Below are 20,131 nucleotides of genomic sequence, written 5' to 3'. Positions count from 1 at the left end.
TTGATGTTAGGCGGGGGCTCCGACATCGACGTTCGTCGCGCCGGACGACAGGGATACGATCCGACCTATGTCGCTTGACCCCGCCGCCCTCCCGCGTTCATCGTCGCGGTCGCGGCGGCAGCGGTCGTCGCGAGCCAGTGGTGACAGATTGCGACGCGACGACGCGGGACGGCAGAGTGAACCGAACTATGGGTCGACCCGCCGCCAGAGGCGCCGCGCACGGCGCAGAGGCTCCCCGGCCGCCCAGCGGGAGGAGGAGCGGCCCAGAAACACACCGACGATTTGATCTACTGAACGCGTCCATCGCGATGGCCCCTCGTGATCCGAGGAGCGTAGTTTGTTCGAGTGAACGTTGACGACCGGCCCTCAGCGGAATACGACTCGTACGCCTCCATCCCAAGAATCTACGGTCCCCGGGTCATGCAGCTCATCGAAGACCTGTTGGGCCGCAACGGGATACAAGTACTCGCGGTGTCGTACAGAGTCAAAGCGGAAGACAGCGCCCGCGCGAAGGTGGCTAGGAGCGCTAGCCGCTATTCCGACTTTGCCGATCTTCATGACTTCCTAGGCGTTCGGGTCGTGTGTTACCTCGCCAGTGACGTCGAGAAGGTTCAGCGCCTGCTCACCAGCGAGTTCGAGATTGACCCGGCACGCTCACTGGACAAGGTCGACTCACTCGACCCGGATCGCTTTGGGTACCTGTCATACCACCTCGTCGGTCAAATTGGCAGCAATCGTGGGGCGCTCGCAGAGTGGGCGCCCTTCGCAGGCTTCCCGATGGAAATCCAGATACGTTCAGTTCTCCAACACGCTTGGGCTGAGATTGAGCACGACCTCGGCTACAAATCCTCTTCGGGAATTCCCGCTCACTTGAAGCGAAGATTCGCGCGGCTCGCCGGACTGTTGGAACTGGCCGATGCGGAATTTGACGGCATAAGCCAACAGGTGGCCGATCATGTGGAGCAGGTCAGCCGTCAGGTCGCCGACGGAGATGTGGTCCCGGTTGACCGCGACTCGATCCAGGCGCTCATCGCGTCAGATGGCTCGATTGCGCGAGCCGATCGTGACATCGCCGCGCGCACTGGCGCGGTCATTGACCACACACCTAGCGGAATCTATGCGGACGCGAGAGCGGAAGAACTCCTCGACGTCGGGTTGACGAATACCAGCGCGGTTATCGCAGCCCTAGAGAAGGAAGAAGCTCAGCTCACTCGATTCGCTGCAGGATGGCTAATGAACCCAGCCGATGTCAAGAACATCGACGAGGACGAGGACCTGGACGATAACGGTCACTTCAAGAGACTGCCTGCCGGGATCAGCCTCTTCTACCTTTACCTACACGAGCTCGTGGCGAACGAACGATACAACGAACTCGAGTCGGTTGGGTCGCTCGGAGACTCGACTGTTCGCATCCAGTTCCTCGAGATACACCATGCAGCCTACAAAGATAGCCACGGCTGACGTAGTGGCTATCGTGAGCAGAGCAAACGCGGAAGACGATTCGCACGTTCCGACGCCCTCGAACTATCGTCCGGAGACCACCCACGACTGCAGCGAGGGACTCGTCGTCGATCTACCCAATACGGGGCCTGCGACAATCAGCGCGCGTCGTTACTGGTTCGCGAACGCCATTACCCGATGCCCACTCAAACTTCTCACAGCGAGCCGAATGGCGCACTCGATGGGGCGCACGAAGCTGAGAGATCACGGTCATACTTCAATCCCGAGAACCCACCCTATGCCCAACAAGATCACTCCAAGCAGCAGCGCGAGAACCGCGTTACGTAGATTAGTGATCTGAGTCGCAACGGTGTTTTCGCCCGTCGAGACTGACTGCGCATAGGCTTTCGCCACAGCTACGTTCACGGGCGAGTATTGAAGCGCCACCCGCGCGGTATCGATGTCCATGAAGTCCTTACGCACAACAACAACCGCGGCAGCGCCAAGGGCGGAGATACCTATAGCTAGTACAGCAACTGTCCACACGAGAAATGCGCTCAAACTACCTGCAACATGAGGGAGTGCGGCCATCGCCAACGCGATCGCCGCCAAGGTCGTCGTGAAGAGAAACTGGGCCCGAGATCTGATCTGTTCCAAGTCACTTCTCTGCCGGGCTATCTGGGCGCGCCCCTGAGTAATCAGCAATTCGTAGTCGGCATCCCGCCAGCCGTCCATATCGGGAGCTTCCTGCTGCGTGTGCGCTCCGAAGGACGGCACGTCCCTCCCTGGGCGAATGAGTGCAAGAACGTGCCAAAAGTAGACGGCCCATTCGAGCTGGACACTTGACCACCATCGGCCCATAGCGCCGCGTCCGGACTCATTCATCATCGCTCAGCCATCGTGCTCATGAACCATGGCTCAGCCATCGTGCGATCGCGCTGGCCACCTCATCGCCCAACGGCTCGGGGAGAAACATCCACTGACCCCCTGGGTTCACATCAAGCACCGCGAACGTCGAGTCTGTTTCGATCCAATCCTGGCTGGAGTACCCCAGGCGGAGTTCGGCCGCGAGAGCCACAGCTGCCACCGCCAGATCGCGAGGGATCGCGTTCGCCACGAACGATCGATGAGCTCTTGGCTCCGAGCGCCAGTCGAGCGGGAGATTGGTCGCATCCAACGACGCCCCCCACACCTGGCCATCGACAACTACAACTCGGTGGTGCACCCGTGCGTGCAGCCGCTCCTGCAGAAGGAAAGGCGCCTGCGCCAAGGCAGCATGATCAAGGTCCGATGTGGACACTTCCGTCGCAAACACATTGAAAGCGCGGTCTCCGGTGAAATAATGGCCTGGACCGAGAGGCTTGGCTGAGACTACTCCCCCGAGTTCCGATCGCACGAGACTCGGATCATTCGTCACGAGCGTGACGGGCGTGGCGAGACCGAGTCTCCGAGCAGCCGCGTCGAGAACCAGTTTGTTCTCCGCCGCTGAGATGTCGTCGATCCTGGTTAACCACTCCAGCCCCGGCGACCGCAGCAGAGCGCCGATAAGTGTCAGCCATGACCCGCGCACTGCTGCGTCCAGCGACTCCGCCTGGACTCCGATGAGCCAGTCAGCTGGCGCAACACGCCTAACCCATCCCCGCGTGCCCGCTTCTCGAGCGCTGAGTGCGATCTCTGCGTCGCCCATCAGAAGCCGACCCCGACACCAGCTGAAGGTCCCACTGCCTAAACTTGCCGCGTCCAGGACAATAGGCTCGATATGCATATGCTCAAGCACAGCCACAACGTGGGGATCGTTCCGCTCCCCAACGACTAACGGCTGTCTCACGGAAGAGGCAGACCGGTTCCGTGAAGCACGACCGACAATGCTCGGTCATTGTCCACCGTCTCGATAGTCGCAGTGAGTGTCGTCGACGGACTCGGCGGCTCGGGTCTCTCAGACAACTCGATGCTGAGGAGGCTATACAACCCGTTCGACTTCGTGGTTCCAGTTCCCGGTGTACTCATGACGAAACCGTACATCGCCCATGCACTCGTAACACACAGATCATCTCCGCGCGGTTGCATCAGCGACGCCAATGGTTTGGGTGGGGGTCACAGACTCCCACCGCTTACGGAGCTAGCCGGCCGGGCTCACGCCAGTCCAGCGGGCGTACCTGTCACTGCGTGGGCCGCACCACCGGCGCAGCTCGCCCCAACCGCTGATCCACCTCGCGGAGGTACCGGGCACGCACCGCGGGATCGCCGCCGAGGCCGATGCGGTCGGTGCCGATCACGTCGTCCAGCCAGTCCTGCACCGCCGTCGGCAGGAGCCGGGAGAAGCGGAGCACCGGACTCAGCACCCGCGGCACCGTGACAGCGAAGCGCGACGAACCGATCAGGTCGACCACCGCTCGGCTCACCTGTTGCGGGGTCACGGCAGGCGAGACCTTCGGCGGCGTGATGCCCGCGCCCATCGGCGTCGAAACGAGGTTCGGGAGGACGACGTGCACGTCCACGCCCGTGCCGCGCAGCTCTCGCCGCAGGGCGTCGCTGAATCCGATGACCGCGGCCTTCGCGCCGGAGTAGACGGCGAGACCGGCGAGCGGCTTCAGCCCCGTGGCGCTGGCGAGGTTCACGATCGTGCCGCTGTGTCGCGCCATCATCCGCGGCAGCACGGCGGATGTGGTGCGCACGAGCGCCGAGTAGTCGACGTCGATCGTCTTCTGGGCCACATCCGCATCCTGCTCGGCGAACCGCCCCGTCGGCATGATGCCCGCGTTGTTCACCCACACCGCGATCGGACCGACCTCCGTCTCGATGCGGTCCACCACCGCGGAGACGAGGTCGGCGTCGGTGATGTCCAGCCGGAGGCCGACGGCGCCGCGGCCCAGCTTCTCCGCCGCGGCCACCGTCTCGGCCTCGTCGAGATCGCCGATCACGACGGTGTAGCCCGCCGCGCCCAGATCCTGCGCCACCTGATAGCCGATCCCCCGCGCACCGCCGGTGACGACGGCGACACCACGATCGACGGGATGCGCGGCATCCGCACTCTCGGGGCTCCGCTCGACATCCATCCCGAACACGACGGATCCGTCGTGCAGCGCGATGTTCATGATCGGTCGCCGACCGCGCAGGTATGCGAGCGGCCCGTCGGCGGCGAAGCGCCACGACGTCCGCAATCCCGACACCTTCGAGATGACGCGATTCACCGAGCGCGTGCGCACGCCGTCGAGCACCTGCACCACGGGCAGCGGAACCTGCCGCATCCCCGGCGACAGGGGCGACCCGCGGCGGGCTCGCACGCTCACGACGTCCCTCCCGGCGACGCGCATCGTCGTCACGGAGCCGGACCGGCCGAAGTCGGCGAGCTCCTTGGGGATTCCCCACAGCTCCCGCCCGCCCCGACGCGACGTGTCGCTGTTCACCCAGATCTGCGGGATCGTCACCGCCGCGCCGCCCGCACCGAGGGTGGGGATCGCGACGAGCAACTCGTCGTAGGCCAACACGCCTCCGGGCACGTACCGCACCGACGCGACGCCCACCACGACCCGGCGACCCACCATCAGCGGGCGACGGCCCCGCGGCATCGCGAACGCGGGAAGCTCGTGCTCCGGCACGAGGAAGACGGAGACGTCGAGCGAGCCTCCGAGATACCAGGGCTCCTCGGGATAGACCGGAGTCTCGTCGTCAGCCATGGCGGCCCGCCTTTCGCCGCGTGATGGGGGTACGGTTCCATCCTGCCCGAGTGGCCCCTCACAGGCCCCTCCCGTAGCGTAGGGAGGCATGGCCGACACCCTTGCCGACCGACGCTCACCCCTCCGACCCGCCGTGGATCTCGTCCGCGGCACGCTGATCGGCGCGGTGGAGGTGGTTCCGGGGGTCAGCGGCGGCACGGTCGCCCTCATCGTAGGCGTCTACGCGACGCTCATCGAAGCGGCCAGCCACGTCGTGCGCGGCACGCTTGCGCTGACCGATGTCTTCCGCCGCAAGGGTCTGGCCCGCGCCGCATCCCACTTCCGCGCCGTGCGCTGGGCGGTGGTCGTACCGGTGCTCCTGGGAATGGTGCTCGCGGTCGTGCTCGGCGCGAAGCTCCTCGCCCCGCTCGTGCAGGAGTTCCCGACCGAGACCCGCGCGGTGTTCGGCGGCATGATCGCCGCGTCCCTGCTCATCCCGATCCGGATGCTGGGTCGCGACTGGACATGGCGCACCGCCGTGCTCATCCTCCTCGCTGCCGGCGCCGCCTTCCTCCTCACCGGCCTGCCGTCGGGAAATCTCGAGGATCCGCCGCTCGTGATCGTCGCCCTCGCCGCATCCGTCGCCGTCTGCGCTCTCGTGCTCCCCGGCCTGTCGGGCGCCTTCCTGCTTCTCGTGTTCGGCCTCTACGAGACGACGCTCGTCGCCCTGAACGAGCGCAACGTGCCCTACATCCTCGCCTTCGCCGTCGGCGCGATCGTCGGCCTCAGCCTGTTCGTCAACATCCTGCGGATGCTGCTCGCCCGCTTCCACACGGCGATGCTCGCGATCATGACCGGCCTCATGCTGGGCTCCCTCCGGGCTCTCTGGCCCTGGCAGGATGCGGCGGGTGCCGCCACCGCGCCGACGGGTGACGTCCTCGGACCCATGCTGCTGACCGTGGCCGGCGCCGCCGTCGTGCTGGCGGTCGTGGCGATGCAGCTGACCCTCGACCGGCGAGCGCAGCGCTCCGCGTAACCGGCCCGGCTACGAAACCCAGAGGACCCGGCACTTCGGGCTCTGGCGCGATTCATCATGTGCACATAGCTACATAAGATGTATGATCATTCGCGGACGAAGGGGTTTCATGCATCAGCGGACGATCGGTGGGCTGACCGTATCCGACGTGGGGTTCGGTGCGGCGCAACTGGGCAACCTCTATCGCGTGACGACCGACGACGAAGCATCGGGCGCGGTCGACACGGCCTGGGCGCGCGGCATCCGGTACTTCGACACCGCCCCGCACTACGGCGTCGGCCTCTCCGAGAAGCGCCTCGGTCACGCCCTGCAGGGCCGGCGTCGGGAGGACTTCGTCGTCTCCACCAAGGTCGGCCGCGCTCTCATCCCGACCCCCGACCGCGCCGCCGCCGGCATCCTCGACGACGACAACGGCTTCATGGCTCCCGCCACCCACCGTCGCGAATGGGACTTCTCGCGCGACGGCATCCTGCGCTCGCTCGAGGGGAGCCTCGACCGCCTCGGGCTGGACCGCGTCGACATCGTCTACCTGCACGACCCCGACGAGCACTGGGACACGGCCTCCACGAGCGGCGTCGAGGCCCTCATCGAGCTGCGGGATCAGGGCGTGGTCAGCGCGATCGGTGCCGGGATGAACCAGACCGCGATGCTCGTGCGCTTCATCGAGGAGTGCGACATCGATGTCGTGATGGTCGCCGGTCGCGACACGCTGTTCGACCGCACCGCACAGGAGCGGCTGCTGCCACTCGCACACGAGCGGGGCATCTCGGTCGTCTCCGCCGCCGTGTACAACTCCGGCCTGCTGAGCAACGCGGTCGTCCGCGACGACGCCACCTACGACTACGGCCCCGCTCCCGCCGGCGTGCTCGCCCGCGCACGTCGTCTCGCCGCGATCGCGGAGCGCCACGGCGTCACCCTGCCGGACGCCGCGGTCCAGTACCCGCTGCGCGACGACGCCGTCGCCTCGGTGGTCATCGGGATGCGGACCGCCGCACAGGTGGACGGAACCGTCGACCGGTACGAGACCGCGATCTCCGAAGCGGCGTGGAACGAACTGGAGTCCGCATGATCGTCGACGCCCACCTGCACGTCTGGGACCCGAGCCGCGCGCCCTACCCCTGGCTCACGGAGGACCTGCATCCGCTGAATCGCACGCTGCTGATCGACGACATCGCACCGGATCTCGACCGGGCGGGAGTTGCCCGCGTCGTGCTCGTGCAGGCCGCGGACAACGCCGACGACACCGCGGTGATGCGTGTCGAGGCCGCGCATCACCCAGACCGCGTCGCCGCGATCGTGGGCTGGCTGCCGCTGGACGATCCGGACGCCGTCGAGGAGGGCCTCGCGATGTTCATCGAGGATCCGCTCCTCGTGGGCGTGCGCAACCTCATCCACGAACGCGAGCCCGGGTGGTTGTCGCAACCCGCGCAGCGCGCCTCACTGGGCCTGCTCGCTGACGCGGGGCTCAGCCTCGACTTCGTCACGGGCTCGGCCGGCACCCTGGCCGAGATCCCCGGCATCGTCGAGCGCCACCCGACGTTGCGCATCGTCATCGACCACTTGGGCAAGCCTCCCATCGGCGGCAGCCCCTCCGAACGGGCGGCCTGGCGCGAGCTTCTCGCAGCGGCGGCCGCGCATCCCCTCGTGCACGCGAAGGTGTCGGGTCTGTATCCGCCCATCGGCGACGCGCGCGCCTGGGGGGTCGACGACGTCCGCCCGTTCGTCGAGCATGCCGCCGCGGTGTTCGGCGCCGATCGGCTCATGTACGGCAGCGACTGGCCCATCGTCGAGCGGGCGGGCGGACACGCACGGGTGCACCGCGCGCTGCTCGACATCCTCGACGGCTGGGGCGCCACCGAACGCGCCGCCGTGCTGTCCGGCACCGCCACGAACTTCTACCGCTTCTCCCGCATCCACTCGGAAAGGACGACCGCATGAACGGCCTCGTGTACGAGGGCAACGGCACCGTCAGCCCCACACAGCAGCTCACAGCCACACCCCCCATCGCGGGTGACGTGCAGATCGCGGTCGCCTACACGGGACTCTGCGGCACCGACCTGCACATCGTGCACGGCAGCATGGATCAGCGCGTACGCACCCCACTCGTCTTCGGGCACGAGATGAGCGGCACGGTGTCGGCCGTCGGCGAGGGCGTGACCGACTGGCAGGTCGGCGACGCGGTCACCGTGATGCCGCTGGACTGGGACGGCACCTGCCCCGCCTGCCTCGCGGGCAATCAGCACATCTGCCAGAACCTCGACTTCATCGGCATCGACTCACCCGGATCGCTCCAGCAGCTGTGGAACGTGCCCGAACGCACGCTCGTGCGCATTCCCGCCGGCACGCCGCTCGACCACGCCGCCCTCATCGAGCCCGTCGCCGTCGCCGTCCACGACGTCCGCCGCAGCGAGCTGACTCCCGGAGAACGGGCGGTCGTCATCGGCGGCGGCCCGATCGGTCTGCTGATCGCCACGGTGGCTCGCCACTTCGGGGCCGACGTCCTCGTCATCGAGCTCGACGAGAAGAGGCGCGCGCAGACCGCCGACCTCGGATTCGCCACCCTCGACCCGCGCGAGCGCGCCCAGAAGGATGCTGTCGACGAGTGGACCGGCGGAGCCGGTGCCGACGTCGTGTTCGAGGTCTCCGGCGCGGCGCAGGCCGTGCTGGGCGCCACCGATCTGGCGAAGGTACGTGGCACGATCGTCGTGGTCGCCATCCACCCCACGCCCCGCCCGCTCGACCTGCAGCGCGTGTTCTGGCGCGAGTTGCGCATCCTCGGCGCTCGCGTCTACCAGCGCGCCGACTTCGAGACCGCCGTCGAGCTCATCGCCGCCGGCGTCATCCCGGCCGACCGCCTCATCAGCCGCATCGTCTCGCTCGACGAAGCACCCGCGGCGTTCGCGGAGCTGGAGTCCGGTCGTGCGATGAAGATCCTCGTGGATGTGGCGGGCGCACAGTGAGCGGGCTGTTCGACCTCACCGGGCTCACCGCCGTCGTGACCGGCGCACGCCGCGGAATCGGATCGGCCATGGCACTGGCCCTGGCCGAGGCCGGCGCCGACATCATCGGCGTCAGCGCGTCGCAGGCGTCGTCGGGCAGCGAGATCGAGCGTGCGGTCACGGCGCTCGGCCGCCGGTTCGAGGGGATCGCGTGCGACTTCTCCGACCCGCTCGCCGTCGACGCGCTCGCCCGCTCGCTCGCCGCCCGGCACATCGACATCCTCGTCAACAACGCCGGCACCATCGAACGCGCACCGGCCGCCCAGCATCCGCTCTCGTCCTGGGACCGCGTGCTGCAGATCAATCTGTCCGCGCCATTCGCGCTCGCCCAGGCGATCGGCGGGCAGATGCTCGCCCGCGGGCGGGGGAAGATCATCTTCACCGCATCGCTGCTGAGCTTCCAGGGCGGCATCAACGTACCCGGCTACACGGCCGCCAAATCCGGCATCGCCGGGCTCACCAAGGCGCTCTCGAACGAGTGGTCGGCGCACGGCGTCAACGTCAACGCGATCGCCCCCGGCTACATCGCGACCGACAACACGCAGGCGTTGCGCGACGACCCCGACCGCTCGGCCGCGATTCTCGAGCGCATTCCCGCCGCCCGCTGGGGGCGGCCCGACGACCTCGCCGGCGCCACGGTGTTCCTCGCCTCCCGCGCCTCGGACTACGTCGACGGCATCACCCTGCCGGTCGACGGGGGCTGGCTCGGGAGATGACGACGACGGATGCGGTGGCCGAGCTCGAGCGCATCGGTATCGTCCCGGTCGTCGTGCTCGACGACGCGCACCACGGCGCTGCACTGGCCGAAGCGCTGCTCTCCGGCGGCATCGGCTGCGCGGAGTTCACGCTGCGCACACCCGCCGGCCTCGGCGCGCTGCGCGAAGCGGCCCAGGTCGAGGGCTTCCTCGCGGGTGCGGGCACCGTGCTCGACGCGGCACAGGTCGACGCGGTCACCGACGCCGGCGCGGGCTTCCTCGTCTCCCCCGGCTTCTCACCAGTCGTCGACGACCGCGCACGCGCACGCGGAATCGCCGCCGTTCCCGGCGTCGCGACGGCGACCGAGCTGCAGCGCGCGCGCGAGGGCGGCCACACCCACGTGAAGCTCTTCCCGGCGGGCGCGTTCGGCGGCCCCTCCTATGTGGATGCGCTCGCGGGGCCCTTCCCCGACATGAGGATCCTCCCCAGCGGCGGCGTCTCACCGCAGAACGCCGCCGCGTACCTCGAGCGCCCCACGGTCTTCGCCGTCAGCGGCAGCTGGATGGCGCCGCGGGCCGCGATCGCCGCGGGCGACTTCGCCGCGATCCGCGAGCTGGCACGTGAGTGCCGAGAGCTCCACGACGAGGCCAGGAGCAGCGCATGACGACACCGAAGCGGGTGCTGACGTTCGGCGAGAGCATGGGCCTCATCCGTGGCGACGCGCTCGGCGGATTCGAGCGCCTCGCCACCGCATCCGTCGACACCGGCGGGGCTGAGGGCAACACCGCGATCGGACTCTCGCGGCTGGGCGTGCCGGTGACCTGGCTCGGACGCGTCGGACATGACGCACTGGGCCGACGGGTCGTCGCCGACCTGCGCTCCGAGGGCGTGGACGTCGTGGCGGTCACCGACGAGTCCGCCCCGACCGGCCTGATGCTGAAGTCGACGCCCCGCGCCGGCGCGACCGTCGTCAACTACTACCGCTCGGGCAGCGCGGGCAGCAGGTTGGACGTCGCCGACTTGGATCGAGTGGATTTCGCGGCCTACGACGTGCTCCACGTCACGGGGGTGACCCTGGCCATCTCCCTCCGCGCACGCGAGGCCGTCTTCGAGGCGGTCCGGCGCGCCCGGGCGCAGGGCGTGATCGTCTCGTTCGCGGTGAACCACCGGGCGAAGCTCTGGAGCATGAGCACGGCGCGCAGCGTGTGCAACGAACTCCTCCCCTTCGTGGACATCCTGTTCGCGAGCGACGAGGAAGCGCGGATGCTGACGCCCGCCGCTCGATCGGCCGCGCTCAACGACCTGCCGCCGCTCATCGCGGCGTCGGGCCCCTCCGACGTCATCGTGACGCTCGGCAGTCGCGGGTGTGTCGCCGGTATCGACGGCACCGTCTACCAGGTGCCCGCCGAACGCATCGTCCCCGTCGACACGGTCGGCGCCGGAGACGCCTTCGCGGCGGGGTTCCTCGCGGGACGCGCCCGAGGGCTGTCGACCGACGAGAGCCTGCGCATCGCGACGCGTTGCGGCGCCTGGGCATGCCTCCATCCCAGCGACTGGCAGGGAGCAGCCCGCGAGGAGGATCTCGCGGTCCGCATCGACGACGTGGTCATCCGCTGACCGCCGACCCCGCGAACGAGTAAAGGAAGAGCATGAGCCTCGCGAGACTGGGCCCGGTGGGCCAGGAGATCCCCGTTCTGTGGCACGACGGCGTTCCGCTCGATCTGCGTCCGATCACGACCGACATCGACGCGCACTTCTTCGCCGCCGACGGTATCGCGTCCGCCCGTCGGGCCGCCGCGAAGGGCGAGCTGAGCGTGGCCGCGGGATGGCAGAGCCTCCGCGTCGGTGCGCCTCTCGCCCAGCCCGGCAAGATCGTGTGCGTCGGTCTCAACTACCACGATCACGCCGCAGAGACCGGCGCCGCGGTTCCCGCCGAGCCCGTCGTGTTCATGAAGGACCCCAGCACGATCGTCGGCCCGTTCGACGACATCCTCATCCCGCGCGGTTCCGAGAAGACCGACTGGGAGGTCGAGCTGGGCGTCGTCGTCGGCTCGACCGCGCGCTACCTGCGCTCCCCCGACGAAGCCCTCGGCCACGTCGCCGGTTACGTCGTCTCCCACGACGTGTCGGAGCGGGAGTTCCAACTGGAACGCGGCGGCCAGTGGGACAAGGGCAAGAGCTGCGAGACCTTCAATCCGCTCGGTCCGATCATCGTCCCCGCCGCCGATGTCCCCGACCCGCAGTCCCTCGCGCTGCGACTGTGGGTCAACGGGCAACTGCGCCAGAACGGATCGACCGCGCAGCAGATCTTCTCGGTCGCTCACGTCATCTGGTACCTCTCGCAGTTCATGGTTCTGCGCCCCGGAGACCTGATCAACACCGGAACGCCCGCCGGCGTCGCCCTGGGTCTGCCTGATCACCCCTACCTGCGGACGGGTGACGAGGTCGAGTTGGAGATCGAGGGGCTCGGACGTGCCCGGCAGCGGATGGTGGCGGCATGAGCACCGGGGAGTTCGACGGCCTGGTGGCCGCGGTCACCGGCGGCGCGTCGGGGATCGGTCTGGCGTCCGCGATCGCACTCTCCGAGCAGGGGGCGCGCGTCGTCGTGCTCGATCTCCACGTCGACGCCCTGCCGGCGCCGCTGGAAGGTGTGCGTACCGACGTCCGGGACCGCGCGTCGCTCGAGCAGGCCCTCGCCAGGATCGTCGATCGCTTCGGCGGCCTCGACATCCTCGTCAACAGTGCGGGCGTCAGCTGCGTCGGCACCGTCGAGGAGGCGACCGAGGAGGACTGGGAGCGCGTGCTCGACATCAATGTGCGCGGGACCGCGAGGGCGAGCGCCGCGGCACTCGTGCACCTGCGGCGTTCCGCGCACGCCGCGATCGTCAACGTCTGCTCCATCGGAGCCCTCAACGGCCTGCCGCGTCGTGCCGTGTACAACGCCTCGAAGGGTGCCGTCCTGTCGCTGACCTACGCCATGGCCACGGATCACGTCGCCGAGGGCGTGCGGGTGAACTGCGTGAGCCCCGGAACCGTGTCGACGCCGTTCGTCGAGAGGATGCTCCAGCAGTTCGACGATCCGGTCGCCGAACGCGCGGCGCTCGATGCCCGCCAGGCCACGGGACGGATGGTGACCCCCGAAGAGGTGGCGGGCGCGATCGCGTATCTCGCGAGCCCGCGCTCGGGATCGACGACGGGAACAGCCCTCGAGGTCGACGGCGGCGTGACGCATCTTCGCACCCGTTCATAGTTCATATGATGTATGCTCTATGGCAGGTCACGGTCCCAGAAATGTCAAGGACGATATGAAAATCACGGGCTACCGCACGATTCGCACCCACCGAGATTGGGGGCGGCCCGTCGGCGACGTCAACGGCTACATCGCCTCCGGGATCACCGAGGTGTCCATCGTCATCGTCGAGACGGATGAGGGCGTCGACGGCGTGGCCCTCGGATCCGACCACGACATCGAGCGCATCTTCCCCGCACTGGAGGGGCAGGACCCTCGAGGCGTGTCGGCGCTCTACGACCGGATGCTGGCCCACGTGTTCAAGGCGGGCCACAACGGCGCCACGTTCGGCGGAATCGCGACCCTCGACGCGGCGCTGTGGGACATCAAGGCGAAGCTCGTCGGGGAACCCCTCTGGCGCCTCCTGGGCGCGAGCGACCGCTTCGTGCCGGGTTATGCGTCGGGTCTCGACATCGCCCTGACCGACGAGCAGCTCGCCCGCTTCTACTCCGTCATGGCCGAGCACGGTTTCGCCAGCGGAAAGCTCAAGGGCGGTCGCGATCTCGAGGCCGACCTGCGCCGGCTCCGCATCATCCGCGACACCCTGGCTCCCAACTCGTCCCACCCCACCCTCATGCTCGACGCGAACGAGTCCTGGAACCTCAAGCAGGCCGTGCGGTACGTCGCCGCCGTCGAGCAGGAGCTGGATCTCGCCTGGATCGAGGAGCCACTGCGCCGCTGGGACGCGCACGGTCACGCCCGCCTGTCCCAGTCGGTCAAAGCCGCCGTGGCGACGGGTGAGAACCTCACCGGTCTCGAACAGTTCCGAAGCCTCTTCGACCTGGGCGCCGTGGACGTCGTCCAGGCCGGCGCCGTCTGGGGCGTGACCCACTTCCTGCGCCTGGCCTACGCCGCGCACGCGCGGGACCTCCCGATCAGTCCGGTGGGCCTGACCAGCAACCCCGCCGTGGCGCACGCGGCGGCCACCATCCCGAACCACCTGACCGCTGAGGTGCAGGATCTCGGCGCACCCTTCGGCGTCGACATCGACGAGGAGTACGCAGACGGCGGCATCGTCCTCGGCGATCGCCCCGGAGCGGGGCTCTCCATCGATGAGACGGCGATCCGCTCGGTGCAGCACGAGGGCGACTGGCTGCAGGCCGCAGGTCCCCACGTGCGTCCGGCGCGAGCAGGACTGACCCTCGATCGGGAACTGCCCGCGATCAGCCCCGCATTCGCGCCCCACGACGCCTAGAATGTTGCGATGAATGATCTTCGCGCGAACGGCACTCCGGCGCGCGTCTTCGATCGGGGCCCCGCGCGTACTCCGGTGTCACGCCTGGGTGTCGCCGTCGTCCACGACCTCGTCACCGCCATCATCACCGGCGAGATCGCCGAAGGCGCCATGCTCCCGATCGAGACGGAGCTGAGCGCCCACTTCGGTGTGAGCCGCACCGTCATCCGCGAGTCGATCAAGCGCATCGAGGAGAAGGGGCTGGTCGCCGTCGTCCAGGGCAGCGGCACCACCGTGCGCACGCGCGAGTCGTGGAACGTGCTCGACCCGGTCGTGCTGCAGGTGATGCTCGAAAACGACGCATCGCTGGGCGTGCTCGACGACCTCGCGATCGTCCGCGGCTCGCTCGAGGGTGCGATGGCGGCCGCCACGGCAGCACGCCGGACCGACGACGAGCTGGCCGAGCTCCGCGGCGCCTTCGAGCGCATGGAGCACACGATCGACCGCGAGGACGAGTACAACGACGCCGACATGCTGTTCCACCTCGCAGTGATGCAGCAGTCGCACATCCCGCTCGCCGAGAGCATCACGCGCACCCTCTACTCCCGGGCACGCGAGTCGGCGCGCTTCACCACGAACCCGTCCAAGGACGTGTTCCAGCAGACCCTCGAAGAGCATCGCCGTGTGCTCGAGGCGATCGAGGCGGGGGATGCGGCGGCCGCCGAGGCGGCGATGCGCGCCCACATCCTCGACGCTTGGCAGCGCCGGCGACAGCCGACGACTCGTCAGCCCTGAGACGACGCAGCGACGACGAGGGCGGGGCGCCCCCCAGAAGCCCCGCGCCCGCCGTCAGTCCTGGTGCCAGACCTCCGCGAAGTGCTCCCAGTTCGGGGAGCTCGATCCTTCGCGGAAGGGCAGCTGGCATGGTGCGGTGTACGACCACCACTTCTGCGTGACGGGGTCTTCAGCCATGAGCGCCTGGTCGGCCTCGTAGTCGTCGCCCACGTACTCGTAGTAGCCGAGGATCACGTCGTCGAGCACGAAGATCGTGAAGTTGCGGATGCCGCACTGCGTGATGGTCGCCTCCACCTGCGGCCAGACCTCGGCGTGCAGGGCGAGGTACTCCTCGCGCTTGGCGGGCACGAGACGCGCCGCCATCCCGAACCGGCGCACGGTCCGATCGTGGGTGCTCATTCCTTCGTTCCTCCGGCCGTCATCCCGCTCACGAGGAAGCGCTGCGAGAAGAGGAAGATGACGAGCACCGGCGCGACCGACACGAGTGTCGCCAAAGCGAGCACCGGCAGGGAGATCGTGATCGATGCCCCGCTCGTCGGGTTGAACAGCGGCACGTTCGACAGCAGTTCCGCCAGGCCGACCTGGATCGGCGACTTGCGCCCCGGCGCCATCACGAACGGCAGGAAGTAGTTGTTCCAGTTGCCGACGAGGTTGAAAAAGCCCACGAGGGCGATCACGGGCGTCGCCAACGGCATCGCGATGCGCGCGAACACGCGCCACTCCCCCGCGCCGTCGATGCGCCCCGCATCCAGGAGATCCTTCGACACGCTGGTCGAGAAGTAGATGTAGGTGAGGTACACGCCGAACGGGAAGAACGAGAACGGCAGGATCACCGCGAGTGGGTTGCCGACGAGCTTCACCGCCGACATCTCCAGGAAGACGGGCAGCACCAGCGCGGTGCTCGGAATGAGCATGACGATCAGCGTGACGATGAGGAGCGTCTTGCGCAGCTTGAACTCGGTGAGCGCCAGAGCATAGCCGGCGGGGATCGTCACGATGAGCGTGACGATCAGCGCAACGCCCGTGTACAGCACCGAGTTGCCGATCCACGTCCACACGATGCCGTTCTGGAACTGCATGAGATCGTTCCAGTTGGCGGCGAGCGTGTCGAAGCCGCCGAAGCTGAACGGGCCGTCCACCAGGAGCTCCCTGGGCGTCTTCGTCGGCGCCAGCAGCAGCCAGACGATGGGCACCACGAAGAACAGCACGAAGAAGATCAGGACGACCGCGACGAGCGCCTTACCCATCCACTGCGCCGGCGAGATCGCTGAGCGCGCTCGGCGCACACGCGTGTCGATGCTAGTCGCGCTCAAAGAGTCCTCCTCGGAAGACGAAGACCGCCGACAGTGCGCCCGCGACGAGCAGCAGCAGGAGGGAGATCGCGGCCGAGCCGTTGAAATCGCCCTGGCGGAACGCGTACAGGTACGCGAGCTGGTTGATGGAGTAGTCCGGGGGCACGACGCCCTTCGACGCCTGCGAAAGCACACGGGGCTCGACGAAGAGCTGGGTACCGGCCGCCAACGACATGATCGCCATGTAGGAGATCCACTTGCGCAGCAGCGGGATCTGGATGTGGATGGCGGTCTTCACCGGACCCGCGCCGTCGATGCGCGCGGCTTCGAGCACGTCCGCCGAGATGTTGTTCAACGCGCCGTACATGATCACGATCCATCCACCCGCCCCGGTCCAGAACGCGATGATCGTGAAGATGATCGGCAGGTTGTCGACCGAGACGGTCTGCACGAAGTTCTCGAACCCGAACCAGCGCAGCACGAACGCGACCGGGCTGACGGTGGGGTCGAGGAGGAACAGCCACAGCATGACGCTCGAGGCACCGGCGAGCGCCCCGGGGATGTAGTAGACGAAGCGGTAGCTGCTGGAGAGCCAGCGCCGTCCGACCCCGTGCACCAGCAGCGCCAGCAGCACGACGAACACGAGCAGCGAGATCAGATAGAAGACCAGGTAGACGCCGACGTGCATGACGGCCGGGAGGAACCGGTAGTCGGCGAAGACCTTCACGAAGTTCTGCACACCGGCGAAGGCGCCGTCCTTCGTGAAGGACAGATACACCGCGTAGAGCGTCGGGAAGATGCCGAACGCCAGCAGCAGAACGGTGTAGCCGGAGACGAACACGTAGCCGATACGACTCTGCGAGTGATCGGGTCGGCGACGGGCGGGAGAACGGGGCTCCCGCCGCCGCCCCGCCTCAGAAGAGGCGGAAGCGGCGACGGGAGCGGTGACCGAGGTGACGATGATGTCTTCCTTTGCTCGCGGCGGATGCGGCAGCATCCGCGTGGAACGGGAATTACTTGACGGTGTAGCCCTGCACCTGCGCCTGGTTCTGGTACTCCTTCTGGAGCGCATCCACCAGGTCGGACTGGCTCTTGCCTGCGGCGATACCCGGGACCACGATCGAGGCGTAGGCCGTCTCAGCGCTGAACGACGGGTAGCCCCAACCGTTCCACACGCTACCGGCAGCGGTGGACAGCGCGGATTGGAAGTCGCCCACGTAGTAGCCGGAGCTCGACTGCTCGGAGAGCCACTTGTCTGCGGCCGACTGGTAGGCCGGAAGACCCGCGGCGAGCTTCACGGCGTCGTCGGAGCTCGTGACGTACTCGAGGAACTTCGCGACGGCCGCGAGGTTCTTGGAGTGGCTCGAGCCGTACCAGACGCCACCGCCGACGTTGCCGGTCACCTTGTCCGAGCCGTCCCAGTAGAGGGGCGCTGCGGCGCCGATGGTGCCCGTGGCGGCGTTGAGGCTGTCCTTGTTCTGGAACAGAGCGCCGGAGTACCAGGCAGGTCCCGGCATGCCGAGCACCTTGTCGCTGTACTTCTGCACGAAGTCGGCGCCGAAGACGCTGTCGTTGACCAGTGTCTTGTTCGCGAGCATGTGGTCGATGAGCTTGGTGGCCTTCTCGGAGTTCGGGTCGGAGAAGTTGCTCGTGAAGGTGTCGCCGTCGACCTGGAAGATCGGCGCCTCGGAGCCCCAGTAGTAGATGTAGGGACCCTGGAACGAGTCGCCCACCGAGCCGAGGATGTAGCCGGGGTGCTCGGCCGCGACCTTGTCGCTGAGCGCCTGGTAGTCCTCCCACGTCTTCGGGATCTCGTAGCCGAACTGCTTCATCAGCGCGTCGTTGTACCAGTAGACGACGGGAGCGAGGTCGTTGCGCACGCCGTAGACATTGCCGTCGACCGTCATCGGGTCGTTGGCGCCCTTGGTGAAGCCGCTGAGGAAGTCGTCGGAGAGAAGACCCTTGTTCAGGACGGCCGCGAAGGGCTGACCGCCGTTGTTGGACTTGCTCGCCCACGAGGTGTCGTTCTGCTGCGTCGAGAAGACGACGTCCGGCCAGCCGGAGTCGGACTGGTCGAAGAGCGCGATCTTCGTCTTGAACGAGTCGCTCCCGCCGGAGTTGCCATCGTAGGTCTCGATGTTGACCGTGAGGTCGGGGTTGGCGGCCTTGAACGCGTTGGCGATCGGTTCGCGGGAGGAGTCGACCCACACGGTGATGGGAGCGCTCGCGTCCTGTTCGGCGGCGTCGAAGCCGTACTCGGATCCGCCTCCGCCATCGGTTCCACCGGAGCAGGCAGTCAGCGCCGCAACGGCGGCGAATCCCACGGTCAGGGCGAGGGAGCGGGTCAGGAGACGAGAGCGTCGGTGCTGTGAAGCCATTGCGCGTCCTTTTCTGGTCGGCGTCTTTGACGACAGGGCCGTCGTGTGACGGCGGGAGCTAGTACATCATACATCTCACCTAATCGCAACGAACGACGTCCGACCGTGAGAAAGCAGGGCTTCCGCGTACGTCGAGAACGCCCCGCCCGAATCGGGCGGGGCGTTCATCGTGCGCGACGGATGCGGGGGCTCAGCCCGCGGCGGCCTGCTCGGCGAGCAGGAGAGAGCCGTAGAGCCCCGCCTCGCCGTCGAGCTCGGTGCGGGCGATGGCCAGATTCCGCGACGAGCCGCGCGCCCCGGCGGGACCCACGCGCACCGCGGCGGCCTCCTGCAGAGCCTCGATCAACCCGGGCGTCTTGAGCACGCCGCCACCGAAGACGATCAGTTCGATGCCCAGTGTGAAGTACAGCGTGGCGGCGAGCTGGGCGAGGTAGAACGCGGTGATCTCATTGCTCTTCGCGCGGGCGGCCGCATCCAGCTGCTGGGTGTCGACGCCGTTGCGCGCACGGACGGCAGGCCCCGACGCAACGCCTTCGAGGCAGTCGCCGTGGAAGCGGCAGATGCCGGCGAAGGTGTCGTCGGGGTGCCGTGCGACGGGGAGGTGAGCGATCTCGGGCCAGCCGGTGCCCACCAGCACACGACCTGCGGCGATGAGCCCGGCCCCCACGCCGGTGCCGACGGTGACGTAGGCGACATCGCTCGCGCCTTGCGCGGCACCCCACTGCAGCTCCCCGAGGGCGGCGCCGGTGACGTCGGTCGTGATGCGGGCGGGAGCGCCGGCGGCAGCGGCACGGATGCGGCCCAGCACGTCGACGCCGTCCCACCCCGCCTTCGGGGTCGAGGTGATCGATCCGTAGGTCGGCGAAGCCTGGTCGAGATCCAGCGGACCGAAGGCCGCGATCCCGACACCGGCGATCTCGTCGTCGAGCGACCGGATGAAGTCCCCGACCGCCGCGAGCGTCGTGTCCGGCTCACCGGTCGCGACCGAGGTGCGGGTCAGGATGCGGCGAGGATCGCCCTCCGGCGCCGCCGCGCAGACGATCTTCGTGCCACCCGTCTCGATGCCGACGAGCAGCCGGCTCACGCCGCGTCCTCCTCGCGGGACACGACCCCGCCGAACACGGAGTTGTTGCGCATCGTGCGGCTCTCGTCGTCGTCACCGAGGAGCGCCTGCCGCAGACCGTCGACGTCGTGCGTGCGAAGGAGCGCATTCCACCGCTCGACGGCCGCGCGCGCGCCACCCTCGGCCATCTCGCGCTTGCGCGGCACGTTCTGCAGCGCTCGGGTGATCACGTAGATCGGCTCGGTCTCGAGCAACTCGGCGATCCGCCGGTGCTGAGCAAGCTTCTTCTGGTCGTTTCGCGACATTCCTGCCT

The 20,131-nt window shown here is 67.9% G+C and carries 21 protein-coding genes; 12 read left to right on the top strand and 9 right to left on the bottom strand.

All coding sequences use genetic code 11. From position 1 onward, the window contains the following. Nucleotides 1–420: 420 nt before the first annotated feature. Entirely contained in the window at nucleotides 421–1,461 is a 1,041-nt protein-coding gene (locus PQV94_RS00675; RefSeq protein ID WP_274286896.1) for a GTP pyrophosphokinase, read from the top strand. A gap of 249 nt (nucleotides 1,462–1,710) precedes the next feature. Here PQV94_RS00675 and PQV94_RS00670 read toward each other — a convergent pair whose 3' ends face one another. From PQV94_RS00670 to PQV94_RS00660, 3 genes are all read right to left on the bottom strand, one after another. After that, nucleotides 1,711–2,175 (bottom strand): hypothetical protein, encoded by a 465-nt coding sequence (locus PQV94_RS00670; protein WP_274286895.1) that lies wholly within the window; start codon nucleotides 2,173–2,175, stop codon nucleotides 1,711–1,713. A 169-nt stretch (nucleotides 2,176–2,344) separates the two neighbouring features. Next, a complete protein-coding gene (locus PQV94_RS00665; RefSeq protein WP_274286894.1) occupies nucleotides 2,345–3,127 on the bottom strand; it encodes a hypothetical protein in 783 nt (260 codons plus the stop codon). Nucleotides 3,128–3,599: 472 nt separating this feature from the next. Continuing rightward, entirely contained in the window at nucleotides 3,600–5,117 is a 1,518-nt protein-coding gene (locus tag PQV94_RS00660; protein ID WP_274286893.1) for an SDR family NAD(P)-dependent oxidoreductase, read from the bottom strand. An 88-nt stretch (nucleotides 5,118–5,205) separates the two neighbouring features. Here PQV94_RS00660 and PQV94_RS00655 point away from each other — a divergent pair, with 88 nt between their 5' ends. The 11 genes from PQV94_RS00655 (at nucleotide 5,206) to PQV94_RS00605 (ending at nucleotide 15,085) form a co-directional block, all read left to right on the top strand. Beyond that, nucleotides 5,206–6,132: a DUF368 domain-containing protein gene (locus PQV94_RS00655; RefSeq protein WP_274286892.1), complete on the top strand. Its 927-nt coding sequence runs from the start codon at nucleotides 5,206–5,208 to the stop codon at nucleotides 6,130–6,132. A gap of 109 nt (nucleotides 6,133–6,241) precedes the next feature. Then, entirely contained in the window at nucleotides 6,242–7,201 is a 960-nt protein-coding gene (locus PQV94_RS00650) for an aldo/keto reductase (protein WP_274286891.1), read from the top strand. Beyond that, nucleotides 7,198–8,070: an amidohydrolase family protein gene (locus PQV94_RS00645; protein WP_274286890.1), complete on the top strand. Its 873-nt coding sequence runs from the start codon at nucleotides 7,198–7,200 to the stop codon at nucleotides 8,068–8,070. Before PQV94_RS00650 ends, PQV94_RS00645 begins: the two co-directional genes overlap by 4 nt. Continuing rightward, nucleotides 8,067–9,092: a zinc-dependent alcohol dehydrogenase gene (locus PQV94_RS00640; RefSeq protein WP_274286889.1), complete on the top strand. Its 1,026-nt coding sequence runs from the start codon at nucleotides 8,067–8,069 to the stop codon at nucleotides 9,090–9,092. The genes PQV94_RS00645 and PQV94_RS00640 overlap by 4 nt, the downstream gene beginning before the upstream one ends. After that, on the top strand, nucleotides 9,089–9,847 hold the full coding sequence (locus PQV94_RS00635) for an SDR family oxidoreductase (protein ID WP_274286888.1): 759 nt from the start codon (nucleotides 9,089–9,091) through the stop codon (nucleotides 9,845–9,847). The genes PQV94_RS00640 and PQV94_RS00635 overlap by 4 nt, the downstream gene beginning before the upstream one ends. Beyond that, entirely contained in the window at nucleotides 9,844–10,491 is a 648-nt protein-coding gene (locus tag PQV94_RS00630; protein ID WP_274286887.1) for a bifunctional 4-hydroxy-2-oxoglutarate aldolase/2-dehydro-3-deoxy-phosphogluconate aldolase, read from the top strand. Before PQV94_RS00635 ends, PQV94_RS00630 begins: the two co-directional genes overlap by 4 nt. Further along, nucleotides 10,488–11,444 (top strand): sugar kinase, encoded by a 957-nt coding sequence (locus PQV94_RS00625; RefSeq protein WP_274286886.1) that lies wholly within the window; start codon nucleotides 10,488–10,490, stop codon nucleotides 11,442–11,444. Before PQV94_RS00630 ends, PQV94_RS00625 begins: the two co-directional genes overlap by 4 nt. A 32-nt stretch (nucleotides 11,445–11,476) precedes the next feature. Beyond that, a complete protein-coding gene (locus tag PQV94_RS00620; RefSeq protein ID WP_274286885.1) occupies nucleotides 11,477–12,328 on the top strand; it encodes a fumarylacetoacetate hydrolase family protein in 852 nt (283 codons plus the stop codon). Further along, on the top strand, nucleotides 12,325–13,077 hold the full coding sequence (locus PQV94_RS00615; protein WP_274286884.1) for an SDR family NAD(P)-dependent oxidoreductase: 753 nt from the start codon (nucleotides 12,325–12,327) through the stop codon (nucleotides 13,075–13,077). The genes PQV94_RS00620 and PQV94_RS00615 overlap by 4 nt, the downstream gene beginning before the upstream one ends. 55 nt (nucleotides 13,078–13,132) lie before the next feature. Beyond that, nucleotides 13,133–14,311: a mandelate racemase/muconate lactonizing enzyme family protein gene (locus PQV94_RS00610; protein WP_274286883.1), complete on the top strand. Its 1,179-nt coding sequence runs from the start codon at nucleotides 13,133–13,135 to the stop codon at nucleotides 14,309–14,311. 9 nt (nucleotides 14,312–14,320) lie between these two features. Beyond that, nucleotides 14,321–15,085, top strand: coding sequence for a FadR/GntR family transcriptional regulator (locus PQV94_RS00605; RefSeq protein ID WP_274286882.1), 765 nt, complete (start codon nucleotides 14,321–14,323; stop codon nucleotides 15,083–15,085). Between the two features lie 54 nt (nucleotides 15,086–15,139). Here the strand turns inward: PQV94_RS00605 and PQV94_RS00600 are convergent, their stop codons facing one another. The 6 genes from PQV94_RS00600 to PQV94_RS00575 all read right to left on the bottom strand — a co-directional run bounded on the left by PQV94_RS00600 (nucleotide 15,140) and on the right by PQV94_RS00575 (nucleotide 20,123). Beyond that, nucleotides 15,140–15,484, bottom strand: coding sequence for an L-rhamnose mutarotase (locus PQV94_RS00600; RefSeq protein WP_274286881.1), 345 nt, complete (start codon nucleotides 15,482–15,484; stop codon nucleotides 15,140–15,142). Then, entirely contained in the window at nucleotides 15,481–16,398 is a 918-nt protein-coding gene (locus tag PQV94_RS00595; RefSeq protein ID WP_274286880.1) for a carbohydrate ABC transporter permease, read from the bottom strand. Before PQV94_RS00595 ends, PQV94_RS00600 begins: the two co-directional genes overlap by 4 nt. Beyond that, the gene (locus PQV94_RS00590) at nucleotides 16,385–17,374 is read right to left on the bottom strand and encodes a carbohydrate ABC transporter permease (RefSeq protein WP_274286879.1); all 990 of its coding nucleotides are present in this window, start codon (nucleotides 17,372–17,374) and stop codon (nucleotides 16,385–16,387) included. Before PQV94_RS00590 ends, PQV94_RS00595 begins: the two co-directional genes overlap by 14 nt. A 16-nt stretch (nucleotides 17,375–17,390) precedes the next feature. Next, on the bottom strand, nucleotides 17,391–18,755 hold the full coding sequence (locus PQV94_RS00585) for an ABC transporter substrate-binding protein (protein ID WP_274286878.1): 1,365 nt from the start codon (nucleotides 18,753–18,755) through the stop codon (nucleotides 17,391–17,393). Between the two features lie 190 nt (nucleotides 18,756–18,945). Beyond that, nucleotides 18,946–19,839: an ROK family protein gene (locus PQV94_RS00580; RefSeq protein WP_274286877.1), complete on the bottom strand. Its 894-nt coding sequence runs from the start codon at nucleotides 19,837–19,839 to the stop codon at nucleotides 18,946–18,948. Continuing rightward, nucleotides 19,836–20,123, bottom strand: a complete 288-nt coding sequence (locus PQV94_RS00575; protein WP_274286876.1) for a hypothetical protein — start codon at nucleotides 20,121–20,123, stop codon at nucleotides 19,836–19,838. The genes PQV94_RS00580 and PQV94_RS00575 overlap by 4 nt, the downstream gene beginning before the upstream one ends. Nucleotides 20,124–20,131: the final 8 nt, after the last annotated feature.

It is taken from the genome of Microbacterium sp. Clip185, from assembly GCF_028743715.1.
Taxonomy (GTDB): domain Bacteria; phylum Actinomycetota; class Actinomycetes; order Actinomycetales; family Microbacteriaceae; genus Microbacterium.
This window is presented reverse-complemented; position numbering and strand designations above follow the sequence as displayed.